The organism is Paenibacillus pasadenensis (genome assembly GCF_002864175.1).
Lineage (GTDB): Bacteria > Bacillota > Bacilli > Paenibacillales > Paenibacillaceae > Paenibacillus_O > Paenibacillus_O pasadenensis.
In genome coordinates this window covers 1,783,193-1,801,509 of the sequence record NZ_NFEZ01000004.1, presented here as the reverse complement: position 1 = coordinate 1,801,509, position 18,317 = coordinate 1,783,193, and the positions used below count along the sequence as shown (strand labels likewise).

The following is an 18,317-nucleotide window of genomic DNA, read 5'->3' as shown; positions in this document are numbered from 1 at the left end:
CTCATGTCCCGTCCTCCTTTGCGGCAGCCCCGTCCCGTCCGGCGGGCGGATCGAGGGGCTGCTTGCCGATGATGCGTTCATATACGGCGAATTGCCGTTCTTCCTCGTAGCCCTCGGATTCGTACAGGCTGCGCGCCGCCGCGTTGCCATGGGCGGTCGACAGCTGGATGTACGCCGCGCCGGTTTCCATGCCTAGCCGCTCGGCCTCCCGCAGCAGCCTGCGGGCGACGCCTCGGCCTCTCCAGTCCGGATCGACGAACAGATCGTTGAGGATCCAAGCCCGCTTCAGCGAGATCGAGGAGAAGACCGGATAAAGCTGCATGAAGCCGACTGCGGCGCCGTCGGCCAGAGCGGCGAACACAGCCGACTCGCCGCGCCGGAGCCGGTCGTCGAGAAAGGCTTCGGCAAGCGCGAGCTCCGTCTCCTGATCGGGATGGCCGTAAAACACCCGGTACCGGTGGAACAAAGGCGCAAGCTCCTTCGCCTGACCGGCGCCCGCCCTCGTGATTTCGATCATGGATGATCCCTCCTGCCGTTTTCCCCACTGTACTTCAAGCTCCCTTGGAAGCTCCATGGACAATCCGGCGAAAAGGATGGACGGCGGCGCGGCCATTTACTCTAGGCCCCTGCTCGATCCGCAGCCTGAACGCGGACAGACGTCCGCCATGCCGCGGACGCCTCTGGCCGGCAAGCTCAGCCCTCGGGGCGGAAGCCTTCCTCGCGCAGGTACTCCTCCGCCTCGTCGAACGACTCGAACGCCATCTCCAGGTTGAGGCCGGCGTACAGATACCACAGGTCGTCCTCGCTGCGCAGCTCGAGCGCGTTGCCGTCGCCGTCGAGCCAACGGCTCTTGGCCATCCGGCGGCGGCGCGCCGCGCGGCTCTGCCCCGGCTCGGCCGCCGGTCCGGACGGCGGGCGGGAAAGCGAGGCGATCGAGGCCGCCGTCAGCCGCCGCAGCTCGTCTTCGTCCAGGTCGCGGATGCTGACGTAGCCCTTCTCATCCGTTTCGTACCCGTCCAGCAGCGCCGCATAAACATATCCTCCGCCATTGGGATGCAGCCGGAAGACGACGTTTTTCTTCTCATGCAGGCTGCCCTCGAACTGGAAGTTGACGCGTCCCATCGACACGTCGCTGCGCGTCAGCTCGGGAAAGCTCTTGAACAGCTCTAGCTTTTCTTCAAACGATAACATAGGATCCTCCGTATCGGTCGCGTCGCCGCGTTAGTGGCTGGCCGGGTCAGCCGATCAGGCTCATCAGGCTGCGGAACTCGAGCTCCTCGAACTTGCGCTCGACCGCGTGGCGGTCGACCGCCCAGCAGCATTCGTGCATCGCCAGCAGCACCGGCGCCTCGCAGTGAATCGTCGCCAAGCGGCGGGACAGATGCAGCATGTCGAGATCGGCCTCGATCTTGGTCCGCACCGACGCCGACAGCGAGCCGAGATTGGCCAGGATGCCGTCGATCGAGCCGTGCTCCTGCACGAGCTTCAGCGCCGTCTTCTCGCCGATGCCCTTGACGCCGGGATAGTTGTCGCTCGCGTCGCCCATCAGCCCCTTGACGTCGATGATTTGCGGCGGCGTCAGTCCGCGCTCCTCCATGAGGCTTTCCGGCGTGTACACCATGTAGTTGCCGTGGCCCTTCTTCATGATGATGACGGAAACACGCTCGTCGACGAGCTGCAGCAGGTCATGGTCGCCGGTCAGCACGAGCACCTCGTGCTCCCGGCCATGCAGCCGCGCCAGCGTGCCGATGCAGTCGTCCGCCTCGTAGCCCGGCGCGCCGATGTTCGGCACGCCGAAGCTCGCGACGACCTCCTTGACGAGGTCGAACTGCGGGATCAGGTCGTCCGGCGCGTCCGGACGGTTCGCCTTGTACAGGGTGAACTCCTGCGTGCGGAACGTGCTGCTCCCGAGATCCCAGCAGACGGCCACATGCGTCGGCTCGAAGCGCCGCACCGCGTCCATGAAGTAGCGGACGAAGCCGTGCACCGCGTTCACTGGCAGCCCGAAGCTCGTGCGCCGCACGCTGCCGCCGTAAGCGGTCGCGAAGTAGGCGCGGAACAGGATCGCCATCCCGTCCACAAGCAGCAGCCGCGAGCGCTCCGGCAGCTCCGCCTCTCCCGCCGCCTCCGGCCGCGGCTTGTCCTCGTTCCATGTAAACAGATCCATCTCTCAGCCTCCCTCTTGCAAATAGTCCGGCAGCCAGCGCGCGATGCGCGCCGCCGCCTCGATCAGCCGCGCCTCGTCCTCGACGAGCGCGATCCGCACATAGCCCTCGCCTTCGCCGCCGAACGCGTCGCCCGGCACGACGGCGACGCCCGTCTCGGCGAGCAGCCGCTCGGCGAAGCGGCGGCTGCTCGTCCGCGCGCCATCGGCCGGCTGCGGCACGGCCGCCCACAGGAACATCGTCGCCTCCGGCGGCTCGACCGGCCAGCCCGCCTCGCCGAGCGCGCGCACGAGCGCGTCCCGGCGGCTTTCATAGATATGGCGGAAGCCGGAGTAGCCCGGCTCCATCGCTTCGTCCAGCGCCTCCGCGGCCGCCCGCTGCACGGCGCCGAACACGCCGTAGTCGATGTTCGCCTTCAGGCGGCGCAGCGCTCCGACCGCTTCCCGGCTGCCCGCGAGGAAGCCGAGCCGGCAGCCGGCCATGTGGAAGCTTTTGGACATGGAGTGGAACTCGACCGCCACGTCGAGCGCGCCGGGCACCGACAGCACGCTGATCGGCCGGTAGCCGCCGTAGCCCATTTCCGAATAGGCCAGATCATGCACGAGCACGACGCCGTGGCGGCGGCACTTGGCGACGAGCGCCTCCAGCAGCTCGCGGCTCGACGCCGCGCCGATCGGGTTGCCGGGCAGTCCGAGCAGGACGAAGCGCGCCCGCTCCCACGCCTCGTCCGGCACGAGGTCCGGATCGGGCAGGAAGCCGTTGCCCGCCTTCAGCGGCAGCAGGATCGGCTCCGCGCCGGCCAGCGCCAGCGAGGCCGCATAGACCGGATACCCCGGATCGGGCACGATCGCGGCGTCGCCCGGCTCGCACAGCGCCAGCGCCAGATGCGCGAGGCCGTCCTGCGAGCCCATGAGCGCAAGCAGCTCCTCGTCCGGATCGAGCTCGACGCCGAACCGATGCCGCATCCACTCAGCCGCCTTGCGGCGGAAAAGCTCGCTCCCATGCGAGGACGGATAGCGGTAGGAGGCCGGATCGAGCGCCGCCTCGCTCAGCGCCCGCATGACCCGCTCGCTTGGAGGAAGGTCCGGGCTGCCGATGCTCAGGTCGATGACGTCGATTCCGGACGCCTCCGCGCGGCTGCGCCACGAAGCGACCTCCGCGAACACGGAGGAGCCGAGGCGGCCGAGCTTGGCCGCTCCGACCGGCTTACTCATGATGCCAGACCGCCTTGTAGTCGTCCGGCTTGTAGCCGACGGTGGCGCGGCTGCCGTCCGTGACGATCGGCCGCTTGAGCAGCATGCCGTTCGAGGCGAGCAGCTCCAGCTGCTCGCGCTCGCTCATGCCGGCCAGCTTGTCCTTCAGGCCGAGCTCCTTGTACACCTCGCCGGAGGTGTTGAAAAACTTCTTCAGCGGCAGGCCGCTGCGCTTCACCAGCTCGGCGAGCTCGTCCGCCGTCGGCGGCTGCTCGCGGATCGGCAACCGCTCGAGCTCCCGGCCCGCCTGCTCCAGATCCTTGACCGCCAGCCGGCAGGTGCCGCATTTGCTGTATTCATAGATGGTCAATTTCTTCTTGTCGCCCATAAGTTCGATTCACGCCTTTCGTCGTTCGTCAGCCCGTCAAGTCGGCAGCAAGCAGCTCCCGCTCCAGCGCTTGCAGCTCCGGCGGGAGCGGAGCCTCGAAGCCCATCTCCCGCCCCGTCATCGGATGCACGAAGCTCAGCTCCGCCGCATGCAGCGCCTGCCTGCCGGCCGCCTCCTCCCAGGAGCCGTCTCCGCCGCCGTCCGCGGCCGGTCCGTACATCCGGTCGCCGATCAGCGGGCAGCCGATCCAGCCCAGATGGACGCGAATCTGGTGGGTGCGGCCGGTTTCCAGCCTCAGCCGCAGCTTGCAGGCCCGTCCACCGCCATAGGTCCGCTCCGTCTCGTAACGCGTCGCCGAGGCATAGCCCGCCGGCGTGACGATGCGATAATGCGGCGCGGCCGGATCGCGGTCGATCGGCGCGTCGATCCGGCCGAGCGCGATCGCCGGGCTTCCGTACGCGTAAGCGACATAGCCCTTGCGGATGCGGCCGTCGCCATGCTGCTCGGACAGCTGCTGGTGCACATACGGATTTTTGGCGATCAGCACGAGTCCGGACGTATCCTCGTCGAGCCGATGCACCGGTCGGAAGCGCACGTTCTCTCCGCGCTGCTGCCAGTGATGGACGGCCGCGTTGGCGAGCGTGCCCGTATAATGCCCGTGCGTCGGATGCACGACCATGCCGGCCGGCTTGGAGGCGAGCAGCAGCCAGTCGTCCTCGTAGACGATCTCCAGCGGCAGCGGCTGAGCCAGGATGTCCTCGGAGCGCTCCTGCTCCATGCGGATCTCGCAGACGTCGCCGGCCGCGACAGGATCGCCGGAGTAGGCCCGCGCGCCGTTGATCATGAGCCCTTTTTCCGTCAGCTTGAGGCGGGAGAGCAGCTTGCGCGAGACGCCGAGGCGGCGCTCCAGCAGCTTGGACAGGCGCCAGCCATGCTCGGCCTCGCCGGCGACGACGGCGATCGGCTCGTAATAGCCGTGCGGGGGGACAGACCCCTGCACGTAGCGCGGATCGGTCCTAGCGGTCGCCACGAAACACGTCCGCTCCCCGCGCATATTCCGCATCCGGCTGTCCGGCGCGGAAGTTGGCCGCTCTCGCAGCCGCGAAATAGTAGTCCGAGAGGCGGTTCAAGTAAGCTTGCACCGGCGGATGGACCGCCCTCTCCCCGGCCAGCGTCACGACTCGCCGCTCCGCCCTCCGGCAGACGGTGCGGCATACATGCAGCGCCGCCGCGAGCGGCGTTCCGCCCGGCAGGACGAAGCGCCGCAGCGGCGGGCACTCGCCGTCCAGCTCGTCGATCCACCGCTCCAGCCGCGCGGCCATCTCCTCGTTCGTCTTGAGCTGCTCCGGCCGCGGAGCGGCATAGCTCAGATCGGAGCCGCAGTCGAACAGCTCGTGCTGGATCTCCTCCAGCATGTCCGCCAGCCGCCGCATGGCGGGCTCGGCGAGCGCCGCCGCGCGGGCGGCTCCCGTGAAGGCGTTCAATTCGTCGATCGTTCCGTACGCCTCCACCTGGGCGTCGTCCTTGCCGACGCGGCCGCCGATCAGCGACGTCGATCCGTCGTCGCCGGTTCTCGTATACAGCTTCATCCGATCGTCCCTTTCTTCTCTTGTCGATAGGCACCATTATACCATACCGCAGCCTTCCGCCGATTCCCCTCCTCCTACCGCCGCATCAAAAAAACGGGACCGGATTGCCCAGCATGGAACGGCAATGGCTTTGGACCGAACCGCTTCGCGCGGTGATGAGGCCCGGGACCGGGCCGCTTCGCGTGGCGGTGAGGCCCAGGACCGCACCGCTTTGCGTGACGGTGAAGCCCGGGACCGGGCCGCTTCGCGCGGCGGTGAGGCCCAGGACCGCACCGCTTCGCGTGACGGGGACTCGTTCCGATCTCCCTGGAGCCCAGATTCCTTCGATTCCATTCCCCAGCAGGGGTGGAATCCGGCCTCCAAGGGAACCGCTGCCGCTTCTCCACGAGCTCCCCGCCCCGCTTCGCTTCGGGTCCCTGCATGATGCGCCGCTTCGCTGGCAGCTCAGCCAAGCCGTCGCTTCGCGGTCAGGTAACGTATCCAAGGAGAGTTGCAGGCCAGGGACGACACAGCCTGTTCGATTTGAAATGAAGTGTGACCACATCCCACACGCCAATGGCAACGAGACGAATTTACGCTCCCAAGGGCGTGGACTCATGCATGCTCGCTGCTTGGCCGCGCAACCGATCTCGTTCCACCTTACCCACGCCAGAGTTGCTCGGTTTTTCCGCGTAACTCCTCTTGTTCCACCGTACTCGTACCAGAGTTACTCGGTTTTTCCGCGTAGCTCCTCTCGCTCCACCGTCTACATGCCAGAGTTACTCGGTTTTTCCGCGCAACTCCTCTCGTTCCACCGTCTACATGCCAGAGTTACTCGGTTTTTCCGCGTAACTCCCCTCGTTCCACCGTACCCATGCCAGAGTTGCTCGGTTTTTCCGCGTAACTCCTCTTGTTCCACCGTCCACATGTCAGAGTTGCTCGGTTTTTCCGCGTAACTCCTCTTGTTCCACCTTACCCGTACCAGAGTTACTCGGTTTTTCCGCGTAACTCCCCTCTTTCCACCGTACCCATGCCAGAGCTGCTCGGTTTTTCCGCGTAACTCCCCTCTTTCCACCGTACCCATGCCAGAGTTGCTCGGTTTTTCCGCGTAACTCCCCTCGTTTCGCTGCCCCCACTTCAGAGTTACTCGGTTTTTCCGCGTAACTCCTCCTGCATGTCCTTCAAGTAACCTTCAACTCGATTTTTTCGACTTATGCCTTCACCCTGCAGCCTTGTCCAAGTGGCGGTACCAGCTAGCCAGCTAGCTGGAGTAGTCCCTTCGCTGTGTTGGCCTGCTATCCTGCTTGCTGGATCAGCCTGCTTGCTCGCTCCCTGCGTACGGTCGAGATGGATCGAACCGTACTCAGCACTGTCGTCTCCCAGGTATGCGGGAGACGGCCTCCTCCCCCCAAAAAAGGGGGAGGAGGAGAGCGGCGACAAGGCAAAGCGGAGCGAGACGATGCCTTTCGGAGAAGCGGCAGCGGTCCTCTTGGAAGACGGATGGCCTCCGCCTAAGAGGTCAAAAAATCAGGGCATCCGGCTTCCAGTGGAATCGGAGAAAGGCTCGGCTCGCGCAGCGGGCTTCTTGTCCATTGGACTTGCCGGCTCCCGCCGAGAAAGGCTCGGCTCGCGCAGCGGGCTTCTTGTCCATTGGACTTCCCGGCTCCTGCCGTGAAAGGCTCGGCTCGCGCAGCGGGCTTCTTGTCCATTGGACTTCCCGGCTCCCGCCGCGCAGCGGGCTTCTTGCCCCACTGATCCGGCTCGTTCCGGAGAAGAAAAGCATTGAAAAAAGCTTCCGGCCCGTTTCCGCCCGAAGGGGCGGGAAAACGGTCCGAAAGCCTTGTGCGCGCATCTGCCCGGATCGAGCTCAGCTCGGCCGGCAATGCAGGAACTCATTGATCTTGACGTCGAGCTTCTGGCTGATCGCGAGAAGATGCTCCGACTGGAAGCCGATCCCTTGCTCGTAGGTCTGCTCCATCTCGCGGCGCAACGCATCGATCTCGTCCGCAAGATCTCGCATCGTAGGGGTCCAGCTGCCGGGCGGCAATGGCTTCAGGCGTGCCTGGGACCATGCTCCGGTATCCGTTCCTGTCGTCATCCGGCATCCCTCCCGTTAAAACTCGGCTGCAGCCGCGTTCCAAACTTGCTCTTGCAGGAAATAACTATCAAATAATGGCAATCTAGTCAGCTTATTATAGCAAAGCTTGCCGTTATTGCCTACAAGAAAAGACGATTCACCATGAATAACGTTATGTTTTCAAGGTTTGAACGAACGCGCCAATGCGTTCGATCGCCTCCGTCAGCTGGGCGACGCTCGTCGCGTACGAGCAGCGCAGATGTCCCTCGCCGCCGAGGCCGAACACGTTGCCCGGCACGGCGGCGACGCCATGCTCCTGCACGAGCCGCTCGGCGAACGCCTCGGATGTGAGCCCGGTCGAGGCGATCGACGGGAACGCGTAGAACGCGCCTTGCGGCTCATGGCAGTCGAGGCCGATCTCGCGCAGCCCGCTGACGACGAGCCGGCGGCGCTGGTTGTACGACTCCATCATGCGGAGCATCTCGTCCATGCCGTTCGTCAGCGCCTCGTACGCCGCTACCTGCGCCATGTTGGAGGCGCACATGACCGTATACTGATGGATCTTGAGCATCGCGCCGATCAGCTCGTGATGGCCGCAGGCGTAGCCGATGCGCCAGCCGGTCATGGCGAACGCCTTGGAGAAGCCGCTGACGAGGATCGTCCGATCCTTCATGCCCGGCATCGAGGCGAAGCTCACATGGCGGCTGCCGTACGTCAGCTCGGCGTAGATCTCGTCGGAGATGACGATCAGGTCGCGCTCCTCCACCAGCTTGGCGATCGGCAGCCAGTCCTCGTAGGTCATGATGCCGCCGGTCGGATTGCTCGGATAGCTGAGCACGAGCACCTTGGAGCGCGGCGTGAGCGCGGCGCGCAGCGACTCGGCCTTGAGCTTGAAGGCGTCGCGGGCGAACGTCTCGATGCCGACGGAGACGCCGCCGGAGAGCGCCGTGATCGGCGAATACGAGATGTAGCTCGGCTCCGGGATCAGGATCTCGTCTCCGGGGCTGATGAGCGCGCGCAGCGCCAGGTCGATCGCCTCGCTGCCGCCGACCGTCACGAGAATCTCGCGGCCCGGGTCGTAGTCGAGGCCGAAGCCGTCGCTCAAATACTGTCCGATCGCGCCGCGCAGCTCCGGCGTGCCGGCGTTGGACGTGTACTGCGTCTTGCCCGCCTCGAGCGCCGCCACGCAAGCGTCGCGCACATGCCAGGGCGTGACGAAGTCGGGCTCGCCGACGCCGAGCGTGATGACATCCTTGCGGCTGCTCGCCAGATCGAAGAAGCGGCGGATGCCGGAAGGCTTGATCGCTCTCGCCTGCGGCGAGAGGTAGTCCGCCATGCTGCGGACGGCCGTGCGTTCGGGGCTAACGGATTCCTTGGATACGCTCATCTCGGACCACCCTCGTCACGGCGTGACCAGCAGCCGCTGATCGCCTTCGTTTTCTTCGAAAATGATGCCGTCCTGCTTGTATTTCTTGAGGATGAAAAACGTCTTGGTCGACAGCACCGAGTCGATCGTCGACAGCTTGCTCGAGACGAACGAGGCGACGTCGTTGAGCGTCCGGCCCTCGACCTCGACGAGCAGGTCGTAGGCGCCCGACATCAGGTACACCGTCTTGACCTCCGGGTACAGGTAGATGCGCTCGGCGATGCCCTCGAAGCCGCGTCCGCGCTCCGGCGTGATCTGCACTTCGATCAGGGCGGTCACTTTCTGGTCGTCCACTTTGCTCCAGTTGATGACGGGCGCGTATTTGACGATGACGTGCTCCTGTTCCATCTCCGCGATCGCCTGCTCCACCTCGTTCAGCGGTTGTCCAAGCATCGTCGCGATCAGCTGCGGGCTCCTGCGAGCGTCTTCCTTGAGCAGCTCGAGCACCTTGAGTTTCCTATCATCCATCGTCGTTTTTAACTCCCTTCCTGAAGCGGTATGATGAACATTTTACAACGTGAACAAGTCGTTTGGAAAGGAAAAAGGGAATCGTCCCCCTCTTTCCGCAAAAAGCGCCGGCGGCATCGATCCAGTATTTTCCAGAAAGCTCCGCAGGGCCGGCAAAGCAAAAAAGGCCGGATAGAGGCATCCGGCCTTTTTCGCGTTGCTCGATCAGCTGTAGGCAGGAGCGCCCTGCTGCTGGGCCTGCTGCATGAACGGAGCGGCCTGGCCGGCCATCCGCTGCTGGATGAACTGCTGCGTCTGCTGCTGCGTCTGCTGGTACGTCTGCAGCTGCTTCTGGATGTCCTGGCGCAGCGCCGGCGAGGACGTGTCGTACATGTTCGCCGCCTGCATCGCGTTGTACAGCTCGCCCTGCATCTGCAGGGTGCTGTTCGTCAGGTCGGTGAACAGCTTGCGGATTTCCGGACAGGTCGACTCCGTGGCGGCTGTCGCGTATTCGCGGACGACGCGCTTCAGGTCGGCGAGCACCGTGTACGCCCAGTCGGCGTCGGGCAGCTTCGGCTGCTGCATCTGGTTCTGCTGGTTCATCGTCAAGACCTCCCTGGTGAGATTCGGCTCAGTTCGTCTGCGGACTCGTCGGCGCCAGCTGCTGATGCTGCTGGAGCGTGCTCAGCAGCATCGCGTAGTTTTGCTGATGCGCGGACGCCATGCCGCTCAGCACCTGGCTGACGCCCGGCACGCTGATGCTCGTCGCGGCGCAGGCGCATTGCTTGGCGAGCAGGTCTTCATTGGACATGGAATCGGCGATGTATTCCATTTCCTTTCCGGTAATCGGCTGCATCGGATACCTCCATCGGTGAACAGGATGAGTTGCCCTGCCATAGAATGCCCTCCGCCGCGCGAGTTATGTATGCGGAGCGGGCTGCAAGCCCCTCCGCGCCCTTACAGGAACACGGCCCGCAGCGCCGAGACCGGCAGCAGCAGCCTGCCTCCGTCCGCTTCCGTGACCGGAACGAAGCCGTCCCGGACCGGGCCGAGCACGCCCGCCACATCCGGCAGGAAGCCCCGGCAGAGCACCGTCATCTCGCCCTCCAGCCGCTCCAGCTGCTGCTCGAAATGACGGGAGAGGCCGAGCGAGAGCGGGCGGATCGGAAACTGCTCCGGCTCCAGCCGGTACGGGGCCAGCCCCGCCGGATACGGCGAGAGCGCCTGCACATGCTGCAGCGGCAGCAGCACCGCCCCGTGCAGCGGCGTGCAGAACAGCGCGAAATCGTTCATCACGCCGGCGAGATAGCCGTGCAGCGCCTGCCGGGCGGACAGCCTCACCTCGGCGAACGTCCCCTTCGCCTCCAGCAGCATCGCCCGATAGCCCGTCGGCAGCGCCTCCGCTCCGTCCCCGTCGTCGTCCGGCTTCCCTCCGTCCGCCTGCGCCGACGGAACCGCGCCGCTCGCCCGGCTGCCTCCGGCCGGAACGGCCGGCTCCGCCGCAAACGCTCCCTTGAACCCCTTCACTTGATGCAGGGGGATGTAGATCCGCCTGCCGCGCAGCGGGTCGTCCGCGACAAGCAGATCCCTGCGCCTCGCCCGCACGAGCGCTTCGATCGCGCCATCCTCCAGCTGCACCGTCGTCAACCCGTTCCCTTCCAGCTCGATCCCCTCCCGCAGCGGGGCGTTGCCTCTGCCTTCGCCGCCGCCTTCCGCTCTGCTCTATCCTATGCGGCCTGTCTGCCACCCGCATGGGGACTCGCCGGGCTGTCCCGCCCGAAAGCCGCCCCGAACCAACCCGGCCGGATCGGAATACGGTATCCCATGGGCAAGAGCGGAGACGGAGCGGACAAAAAGGAGGCGGTGCGCGATGAGAGCCGGATTGGCGGTCCGATCCATTCGGATCAGCGCCCAGGCGCAAGCGGATCTCGCCAGCGACGTATGGAGCCGGAAGCATGTGCCGGTCCAGCTGACCACGGGCGGGAGGACGGACGGCGCCAGGCTTCGCTATCGGGGAGGGCATACGAGAGAGTATCCGAAGAAATCGTACGAGATTCGCCTCGACAGCGGGCTGGTGCTGCACTGGAACGCGGAAGCGGACGATCCGTCGATGATCCGCAACGCCCTCTCGTTCCGCTTCATGGAAGGCATCGGCGTGCCGGCGCCGCGCACCCGCCATGTATGGCTGGACGTGAACGGCGAATGCCGCGGCCTGTATCTGGAGATCGAGGCGGTCAATTCCCGCTTCTTCGCGCTCCGCGGCATCCCTTACCGGTCGCTTCTGTACGCCGCCAACGACTCCGCGAACTTCGAGCGCTCGCTCTCCGAGAGCGGACGCCGCAAGCGCGACCTGGCGGAGGGCTACGAATTCATCGAGGGCGACGGCGAGACGCTGCCCCGCCTCTGCTCCTTCATCCGCGGCATCCACCGGCTGAAAAACGCCAAGCTGCGGGAGCTGCTGGAGGAGCGCCTCGACGTGCCCGCTTATTTCCGCTGGCTGTCCGGCGCGGTGCTGACCGGAAACTTCGACGGCTTCGAGCAGAACTACGCGTTGTACGAGGAAGCGACCCGGCAGCAGTACGGCATCCTGCCCTGGGATTACGAGGGCACCTGGGGACGGAACTGCTACGGCAAGCTATGCCCCGCCGGCATGGTGCGGGTGCAGGGCTACAACGGGCTGACGCGCCGGCTGCTGCAGTTCGACGAGTGGAAGCGGGCGTACGCCGAAGGGCTCGAACGCATCCTTGAGGAAGACTTCACCGAGGAGCGGATCGGACGTCTCGTGGAGGAGCTGCACGGCGGCATCGCCGCGGCCGTCCGGCATGATGCCAGCCGCGCCGCCAATCGCGGGCTGTTCGGCGGAGAGCCCGAGGTCATCCTCCAGTACGTCCGGCAGCGCCGAGCGAGCGCGGCGAAGGAGCTTCGGCGCTGGACGCGCGGTTCATCCGCGCCTGCGGGCATGCCCGTCCGGATCCGCGGCACGGACGGCTGAGTCCTCCGGACGGAGCCGGTCGCGGATGAAGGCCCAGCCGGCGATCGGGGCGGCTCCGAGCGCCAGCAGCAGCCAGGCGAACGCCGGCGAGTCCGGGGCCGAGCGGCCGGCGATGTAGATGAAGGCCAGCACGCCGACGAGCCGGCCTGCGGTCAGCGCAAGCTCGCGCAGCACGGTCAGCTCGACGCGGCTGGCCGCCGCTTCCTCGCTGCGGCCCATCAGATCGAACACCGACGAGGTGATCGGGATGAGATAAAGCGGCGAGAACAGCGCCGTGCCGATGCCGACAAGCAGCAGGCTCGAGTAAGTCATGCCGCCGAGCAGAGGCAGCAGCACCGCGGCGAGCGCCAGCGTGCCGACGAGCATCCCCGCGCGGCGGCGCTCCGGTCCGAGCTTGCGGCCGCAAAGCCAAAAGGCGGCCATGCCGACAAGCGAGGTGACGAGATAATAAGTGCCGACCTTCTGCTCCGCTCCCGTCGAGGCGTAGATGGCGAGTCCAAGCACGAACAGGAATACGCCGTCGCGCAGCCCCTGCAGCACGATCGCCGGCGCGAAGCGCCGCCAAGGACTCGCCCGCTGACGCAGCTCGGCGGCCGGAAAGCTCCAGCGGTAGCGACCTTGCGGAGGCCGCTTCCGGATTTTGGCGCTGAGCAGGGCAGCCGCGCCGAACAGCGCGAGCGACACGCTGAAGATGACCGTGTAGCCCTTGTTGCCGCCGCTGCCTGCGATGACGAGTCCCGACAGGAACGGCGCCGCCATGCCGACCGCGGAGCCGAGCAGGCCCGCCATGCCGTTGTAGGCGTCGCGATTGTCCTTTTCCGTAATCTCGAAATAAAGCACGTTGTAGGCGAGCCAGTAGAAGCCTCCCGCCGTCCCGTTCAGCAGGCCGAGCGGAGCGGCCCAGGCCGCCGCTTTGCCGCCGAGCAGCAGCACGGCCATGTAGAAGCCGCCGGAGAGGGCGATTCCCGTGCGCAGGGAAGCGACGAGGCCCTTGCGCTTCACCCACGAGCCGGCCAGATAGACGCAGAGCCCGCCGGCGGCGTATTGGAGCAGCGAGAACCAGCCGACGAGCGCGTAGGATTGGTTGGCCTTGAACAGATAGACGGGCACGAAAACGCCGGACAGCGCGTTTGCGCCGTTGTACAGGGTCAGCACGGCGAGCAGCAGCAGCGGCTGGCCGTGCAGCGCTCCCTCGCGCGAGGGACGGAGCGCGCTTTCGCTTTTCACGGACATCACCTCCATGCGGAAATGGTTCCCTGCCGCGGAGGAGATGATTCGCAAGCGGCCGTCACGTCGGCCTGCTGGCGCCGAACGCAAACAGCCCTCCGCAAGACGGAGAGCTGTTCGCGTATCGCCGGATCAATCTTCCTGGTCGAGCCTTTCCGCCAGGAACGTCCGCGAGCCGAGGTCCAGCTTCGTGGATACCTCATGGCAATTCGGACAGACATACAGCTGCAGCCGGATCGAATCCGGGAGCAGCGGCTTTTTGAGCGAAGGCGGCTCGACCGGCGAGAACGAGCCCGCTCCGAGCGTGTTCGTGCCCGCATGCAGCATATACTCGCGGCAGGACGGGCATTCCGGCATCTCCTCCTGATCGTCGAGGATGCGCTGCACCTTTTCGTCGGCGCGCAGCCACGACTGCGGACGTCCCGCTCCGGCCCAGCCGGTATCGTCGCCCGCCTCCCAGTCGGCCTCCTCGTCCAAGCCTTCGACGCTGCGCGAGGCCGCTCCGGCCGTCCTAGCGGCAGCGCCGGCATGGCCGGCCGCCAAGCCGGCGCCCTCGTCCTCCTCTTCCGCCTGCGCCCCGCCTACGCTGAGCGTCCGGTACCCGCCCAGCTCATTGCTGCAATGCGGGCAGACTTCCTCGGGACCGATCTCCTCGTCCCAAACCAATTCGGAGTCGCACCACGGACAGATGTCCGCCGCGCCCTCCTGCTGCTGATGCTCCATCGCTGCAGCTCCTTTCCCAATCCTGCTGTCCGAACCCGATCATACCAGATATAAAATGCCGAGCACAAAGAACAGGACGGCCAGCACGGCCAAAGTGCCCCAAAGGTACTTCATGTCTACCTCCCCCAAGCCGTCAGATCGTCGCTCCGATGACATACGAGATCGACACCGAGATGATCAGCGCGATCAGGCCGACCGCGCGGTTGTCGCGCTGAATCTCGTCGTCGATGCGGAAAACGGGCGTCATGAACTCGAACAGGAAGTAAGCGAGCAGCAGCACGACGAAGCCGAACGCCCCCCAGATCAAGCTCCCGTAGATGGAATCGCCCGCATCGGCCGAGAACCGAAAAATGTTGCAGATGCCGAAAATCTTGCCGCCGGTAGCCATCGCCACCGCCACGTTGCCCTTGCGGATCTCGTCCCAGCACTTGTACTTGGCGACCCATTCGAACAAGGTCAGGAACAAGATGAGCGCCATGATCGTCACGGCGACATAAATCAGGGAAGAGGCATAGGCATTGCCCAACAGCCCGTCGATGATTCCGCTCACGCCAATCCCTTCCTCTCGGAATTACTTGAGCTCCGCGACCGTGACGCCCGCTCCCCCCTCGCCGTAGTTGCCAAGCCGATAGCTCTTCACATGGGAGTGGCGGCGGAGGAAATCCTGGATGCCGGCGCGCAGCACGCCGGTCCCCTTGCCGTGGATGATGTACACTTGCCCCATGCCGGCCAGGAAGGATTCGTCCAGGAAACGGTCCACCTCGATGATCGATTCGTCCAGGTTCGAGCCGCGAAGATCCAATTCCATCTTTACGTTGTCGTCGCGCGTGCGTTTCAACGTGGATGAAGCCGCTTTGGGAGCGGCCTTCGGCGCCGGCGCCGGCTTCAGCAGCTCGAGGTCGGCCAGCTTGACCTTCATCTTGAGGATGCCGAGCTGCACGGTCGCCTCCGAGCCGGACAGCTCGACGACGTGGCCGCGCTGGCCGAGGCTGTGCACCTTGACCTCGTCGCCGGGCTCGATCGCCCGCTCGGCCGCCGCCGGCCGCGCGCCCTGGCGTCCTTTGACCAGCTGCGGCGAAGCCTCCTCCAGCCGCTTGCGCGCCTCGGTCAGCTTATGGTCCTTGACCGCCGCGCCTTCCTCGCGCTGCAGCTGCCTCAGCTCCTGGATGATCTCGTCGGCCTCGCGGCGGGCTTTTTGCACCGCCTGCCGCGCTTCTTCCTGAGCCTTGGCGAGCAGCCGCTCGCGCTGCTCCTCGAAGCGGCGCAGCTCCTCCTCGTACAGGCTGCGCTCCTCCTCCAGCTCGCGGCGCAGCTGCTCGGCGCTGTCCCGCTCCTGCTCCGCGCGTTGGCGGTCGCGCTCGAGCGACTCGATCATGTTCTCGACGCGCAGGTCCTCCTCGCTGACTTCGCCGCGCGCCTGCTGGATGATCGCCTTGCTCAGTCCGAGCCGCTCGGCGATCGCGAACGCGTTGCTTCGTCCCGGCACGCCGACGAGCAGCCGGTACGTCGGACTGAGCGTCGCCACGTCGAACTCCATGCTGGCGTTGATCAGCCCGGGACGGTTGTAGGCATAGGCCTTGAGCTCGCTGTAGTGGGTCGTCGCCAGCAGCCGGCAGCCCGTGCGATGGATATGGTCGAGGATCGCGATCGCCAGCGCCGAGCCCTCCGCCGGATCGGTGCCCGCGCCGAGCTCGTCGAGCAGCACGAGGCTGCTCGGCGTCATGTCGCGCAGGATGCGGATGATGTTGGTCATATGGCTGGAGAACGTGCTGAGGCTCTGCTCGATGCTCTGCTCGTCGCCGATGTCCGCATAGATCGCGTCGAACACGCACAGCTCCGTGCCGTCGTCGGCGGGCACGAACAGGCCGGACATCGCCATCAGGCTGAGCAGGCCGACCGTCTTGAGCGCGACCGTCTTGCCGCCGGTGTTCGGGCCGGTGACGATGATGCCGCTATGCGACGAGCCGAGCTCGAGATGCAGCGGCACGGCCTTGGTCCGGTCGAGCAGCGGGTGGAAGCCGCGCTTCAGCACGATCCGGCCCTCGTCGTTCATGAGCGGCAGCTCGGCCTTCATCGCATGCGCGAGCTGCGCCTTGGCGAAGGCGAAATCGAGCTGGGCGAGGCCGTCATGGTTGATCGCCAGATCCTCGGCCGCCTCGGCCGCCAGCGCCGTCAGCTTCTGGAGGATGCGCTCGATCTCGCGCGCCTCGGCCGCCTTGACCTCGCGCAGCTTGTTGTTGAGCGCCACGACCGCCTCCGGCTCGATGAACAGCGTCGCCCCGGAATTCGACTGGTCGTGCACGATGCCGCCGAAATGGCTGCGGTACTCCTGCTTGACCGGGATGACGTACCGGTCGCCGCGCAGCGTGACGAGCGTATCCTGGAGCATCTTCTGCACGGACGAGGAGCGGAGCATCTGCTCCAGCTTCTCCCGCACGCGGCCTTCGCCTTGACGCAGCTCGCGGCGGATGCGGCCCAGCTCCACGCTGGCGCCGTCGAGCACCTCCGCGCTCTCGTCGATGCAGGCCAGAATCTCGTCCTCCAGCTCGCGCCGAGGATACATGCCCTCCGCCAGCAGCGCCAGCAGCGGCATCGGATGCTCTTCATGCAGGTGCAGCACATGGCTGCGCACCCGCCGCGCTCCGCGCGCCGTCAGCGCGACCTCGAGCAGCTCGCCGGGGCTCAGCGTGCCGCCGATCGCAGCCCGCTTCAGATGGGCGCGGATGTCCGCCACGCCGCGGAAGGGCGGATTCCCTTTGAGCCGGTAGGCGTTCGCCGCCTCGGCCGTCGCCTGCAGCGAGCGGACGACGTCCTCGAGCGCGGACGAAGGGGCGAGCTCCTCGGCCATCCGCAGGCCCATCGGAGTCGCTGTATGTTGAATCAATTGATGAATGATCTTGGAATATTCAAGCGTGCTTAAAATTTTGCTGTCCACGAACGGTCCACAGCTCCTCTCTAGGGCCATTATAACGGATGGGCACGGCAGGCGCACGGGTCGAGAACTCTTCCTACATGAAATGGCCCGATTCCGGCCATGCTAATGCCGTGCACCCGGCGAAACCGACGGCCTCGCGCCGCGCGGAAGACGGGAACAACTCGATTGGAGGGAACTTGCATGAACTTTCTCGGACATGTCGTCCGCTTCATCGTATCGGCGATCGTGCTGATGCTCGTCGGCTTCATCGTGCCCCAGTTCACGGTCGGCGGCTTCTGGAGCGCGCTGATGCTCGCGCTCGTCATCGCGCTGCTCGGCTGGGTGGTCGAAGGCATCTTCGGCAAGCGGGTGAGCCCGTTCGGCCGCGGCATCGTCGGCTTCGTCGCCAGCGTGATCGTCCTCTACATCGCCCAGTTCATCGTCGGCGGAGTCGCCGTCACCTGGCTCGGCGCCATTCTCGCCGCGCTCGTCATCGGGATCATCGACCTCTTCATCCCGACTCCGTTCGATGCGGCCAAGCGGAAGGAAAAGCACTGAGACCGGCGCCGTCAAGCTTCCCCTCGAAGCCTGGCGGCTTACATAGATTGTCATCATTTGTTCAACCCTTCCGCCGCCCGCCTCATTCCGATCGCAGCCGGGATTGGGGTATGATAGGGACAGCATGTCCGACCGGCTTCGCCCCCATTTGAAAGGAGACTGACTATGAACCGTTCCCTTTTCCGCCGCCTCCCGCTGATCGCCGCCGCAGCCGGCTTCCTGCTGATCTCCGCCGCATGCGGCAGCAGCTCCGCTCCGGCCTCGAACGGGCCTTCCGCAGCCGTCGAGACGACGGCCGAGCCGACGCAGGATCTCGTCATCAAGGCGACCAACTACAAGTTCGACCAAGAAAGCTACACGATCAAGAAAGGCGAGCCGCTGCGCATCAAGCTGGAAAGCGACGGCATCCACGGCATCCGCGTCGCCAACACCTCGGTCAAGATGAACGCCGGCGACGAGAAGGTGTATTCCTTCAGCGAGGCTGGCGAGTATCAGATCGAGTGCAGCATTCCTTGCGGTCCCGGCCATGAGAAGATGATCTCGGTGCTGAAGGTCGTCTAGCCAAAGTCCGAAACGAGCAAGGCCGTCCCCAGCCGCGCGCAAGCGGCGGGGGACGGCCTTTTTGTCGAGCTCGGTCGC

20 protein-coding genes are annotated in these 18,317 nt (G+C 65.6%); 3 read left to right on the top strand and 17 right to left on the bottom strand.

The window, feature by feature from the left end; all coding sequences use genetic code 11:
* Position 1: 1 nt before the first annotated feature.
* The 13 genes from B8V81_RS17345 to B8V81_RS17285 form a co-directional block, all read right to left on the bottom strand.
* Positions 2–517 carry a GNAT family N-acetyltransferase gene (locus B8V81_RS17345; protein ID WP_084136888.1) on the bottom strand — a complete coding sequence of 172 codons (516 nt, stop codon included), beginning with the start codon at positions 515–517 and terminating at the stop codon, positions 2–4.
* A 176-nt stretch (positions 518–693) separates the two neighbouring features.
* On the bottom strand, positions 694–1,191 hold the full coding sequence (locus B8V81_RS17340; RefSeq protein WP_028598155.1) for a hypothetical protein: 498 nt from the start codon (positions 1,189–1,191) through the stop codon (positions 694–696).
* A 46-nt stretch (positions 1,192–1,237) separates the two neighbouring features.
* On the bottom strand, positions 1,238–2,167 hold the full coding sequence (locus B8V81_RS17335; protein ID WP_084136890.1) for a 5'-3' exonuclease: 930 nt from the start codon (positions 2,165–2,167) through the stop codon (positions 1,238–1,240).
* Between the two features lie 3 nt (positions 2,168–2,170).
* Complete coding sequence (locus B8V81_RS17330) at positions 2,171–3,379, bottom strand: aminotransferase class I/II-fold pyridoxal phosphate-dependent enzyme (RefSeq protein ID WP_028598157.1); 1,209 nt, start codon at positions 3,377–3,379, stop codon at positions 2,171–2,173.
* Entirely contained in the window at positions 3,372–3,746 is a 375-nt protein-coding gene (locus tag B8V81_RS17325; RefSeq protein ID WP_028598158.1) for an arsenate reductase family protein, read from the bottom strand. Before B8V81_RS17325 ends, B8V81_RS17330 begins: the two co-directional genes overlap by 8 nt.
* Before the next feature lie 28 nt (positions 3,747–3,774).
* Positions 3,775–4,776, bottom strand: coding sequence for an RluA family pseudouridine synthase (locus B8V81_RS17320; protein WP_240478972.1), 1,002 nt, complete (start codon positions 4,774–4,776; stop codon positions 3,775–3,777).
* On the bottom strand, positions 4,763–5,335 hold the full coding sequence (locus tag B8V81_RS17315) for a cob(I)yrinic acid a,c-diamide adenosyltransferase (protein WP_101808834.1): 573 nt from the start codon (positions 5,333–5,335) through the stop codon (positions 4,763–4,765). Before B8V81_RS17315 ends, B8V81_RS17320 begins: the two co-directional genes overlap by 14 nt.
* A 1,846-nt stretch (positions 5,336–7,181) precedes the next feature.
* On the bottom strand, positions 7,182–7,412 hold the full coding sequence (locus tag B8V81_RS17310; RefSeq protein WP_084137438.1) for an aspartyl-phosphate phosphatase Spo0E family protein: 231 nt from the start codon (positions 7,410–7,412) through the stop codon (positions 7,182–7,184).
* 151 nt (positions 7,413–7,563) lie between these two features.
* The gene (locus B8V81_RS17305) at positions 7,564–8,778 is read right to left on the bottom strand and encodes an aminotransferase class I/II-fold pyridoxal phosphate-dependent enzyme (protein ID WP_028599882.1); all 1,215 of its coding nucleotides are present in this window, start codon (positions 8,776–8,778) and stop codon (positions 7,564–7,566) included.
* A gap of 15 nt (positions 8,779–8,793) precedes the next feature.
* Positions 8,794–9,285: an Lrp/AsnC family transcriptional regulator gene (locus B8V81_RS17300; protein ID WP_028599883.1), complete on the bottom strand. Its 492-nt coding sequence runs from the start codon at positions 9,283–9,285 to the stop codon at positions 8,794–8,796.
* A gap of 204 nt (positions 9,286–9,489) precedes the next feature.
* On the bottom strand, positions 9,490–9,867 hold the full coding sequence (locus B8V81_RS17295) for a spore coat protein (protein ID WP_028599884.1): 378 nt from the start codon (positions 9,865–9,867) through the stop codon (positions 9,490–9,492).
* 28 nt (positions 9,868–9,895) lie between these two features.
* On the bottom strand, positions 9,896–10,120 hold the full coding sequence (locus tag B8V81_RS17290) for a hypothetical protein (protein ID WP_028599885.1): 225 nt from the start codon (positions 10,118–10,120) through the stop codon (positions 9,896–9,898).
* 101 nt (positions 10,121–10,221) lie between these two features.
* Positions 10,222–10,911: a hypothetical protein gene (locus B8V81_RS17285; RefSeq protein ID WP_028599886.1), complete on the bottom strand. Its 690-nt coding sequence runs from the start codon at positions 10,909–10,911 to the stop codon at positions 10,222–10,224.
* 223 nt (positions 10,912–11,134) lie between these two features.
* Here B8V81_RS17285 and B8V81_RS17280 point away from each other — a divergent pair, with 223 nt between their 5' ends.
* Positions 11,135–12,256: a CotH kinase family protein gene (locus tag B8V81_RS17280; RefSeq protein ID WP_052333442.1), complete on the top strand. Its 1,122-nt coding sequence runs from the start codon at positions 11,135–11,137 to the stop codon at positions 12,254–12,256.
* Here the strand turns inward: B8V81_RS17280 and B8V81_RS17275 are convergent.
* The 4 genes from B8V81_RS17275 to B8V81_RS17260 form a co-directional block, all read right to left on the bottom strand.
* Complete coding sequence (locus B8V81_RS17275; protein WP_164820154.1) at positions 12,206–13,483, bottom strand: MFS transporter; 1,278 nt, start codon at positions 13,481–13,483, stop codon at positions 12,206–12,208. The genes B8V81_RS17280 and B8V81_RS17275 overlap by 51 nt on opposite strands.
* 132 nt (positions 13,484–13,615) lie before the next feature.
* Positions 13,616–14,206, bottom strand: coding sequence for a hypothetical protein (locus B8V81_RS17270; RefSeq protein ID WP_052333444.1), 591 nt, complete (start codon positions 14,204–14,206; stop codon positions 13,616–13,618).
* 133 nt (positions 14,207–14,339) lie between these two features.
* Positions 14,340–14,756: a DUF350 domain-containing protein gene (locus tag B8V81_RS17265; RefSeq protein WP_028599888.1), complete on the bottom strand. Its 417-nt coding sequence runs from the start codon at positions 14,754–14,756 to the stop codon at positions 14,340–14,342.
* 21 nt (positions 14,757–14,777) lie between these two features.
* Positions 14,778–17,141, bottom strand: coding sequence for an endonuclease MutS2 (locus tag B8V81_RS17260; protein ID WP_028599889.1), 2,364 nt, complete (start codon positions 17,139–17,141; stop codon positions 14,778–14,780).
* A gap of 180 nt (positions 17,142–17,321) precedes the next feature.
* Between B8V81_RS17260 and B8V81_RS17255 the strand changes: the two genes are divergently transcribed.
* Entirely contained in the window at positions 17,322–17,678 is a 357-nt protein-coding gene (locus B8V81_RS17255) for a phage holin family protein (RefSeq protein WP_028599890.1), read from the top strand.
* Positions 17,679–17,843: 165 nt separating this feature from the next.
* Entirely contained in the window at positions 17,844–18,239 is a 396-nt protein-coding gene (locus B8V81_RS17250; RefSeq protein WP_052333445.1) for a cupredoxin domain-containing protein, read from the top strand.
* The last annotated feature ends 78 nt before the right edge of the window (positions 18,240–18,317 follow it).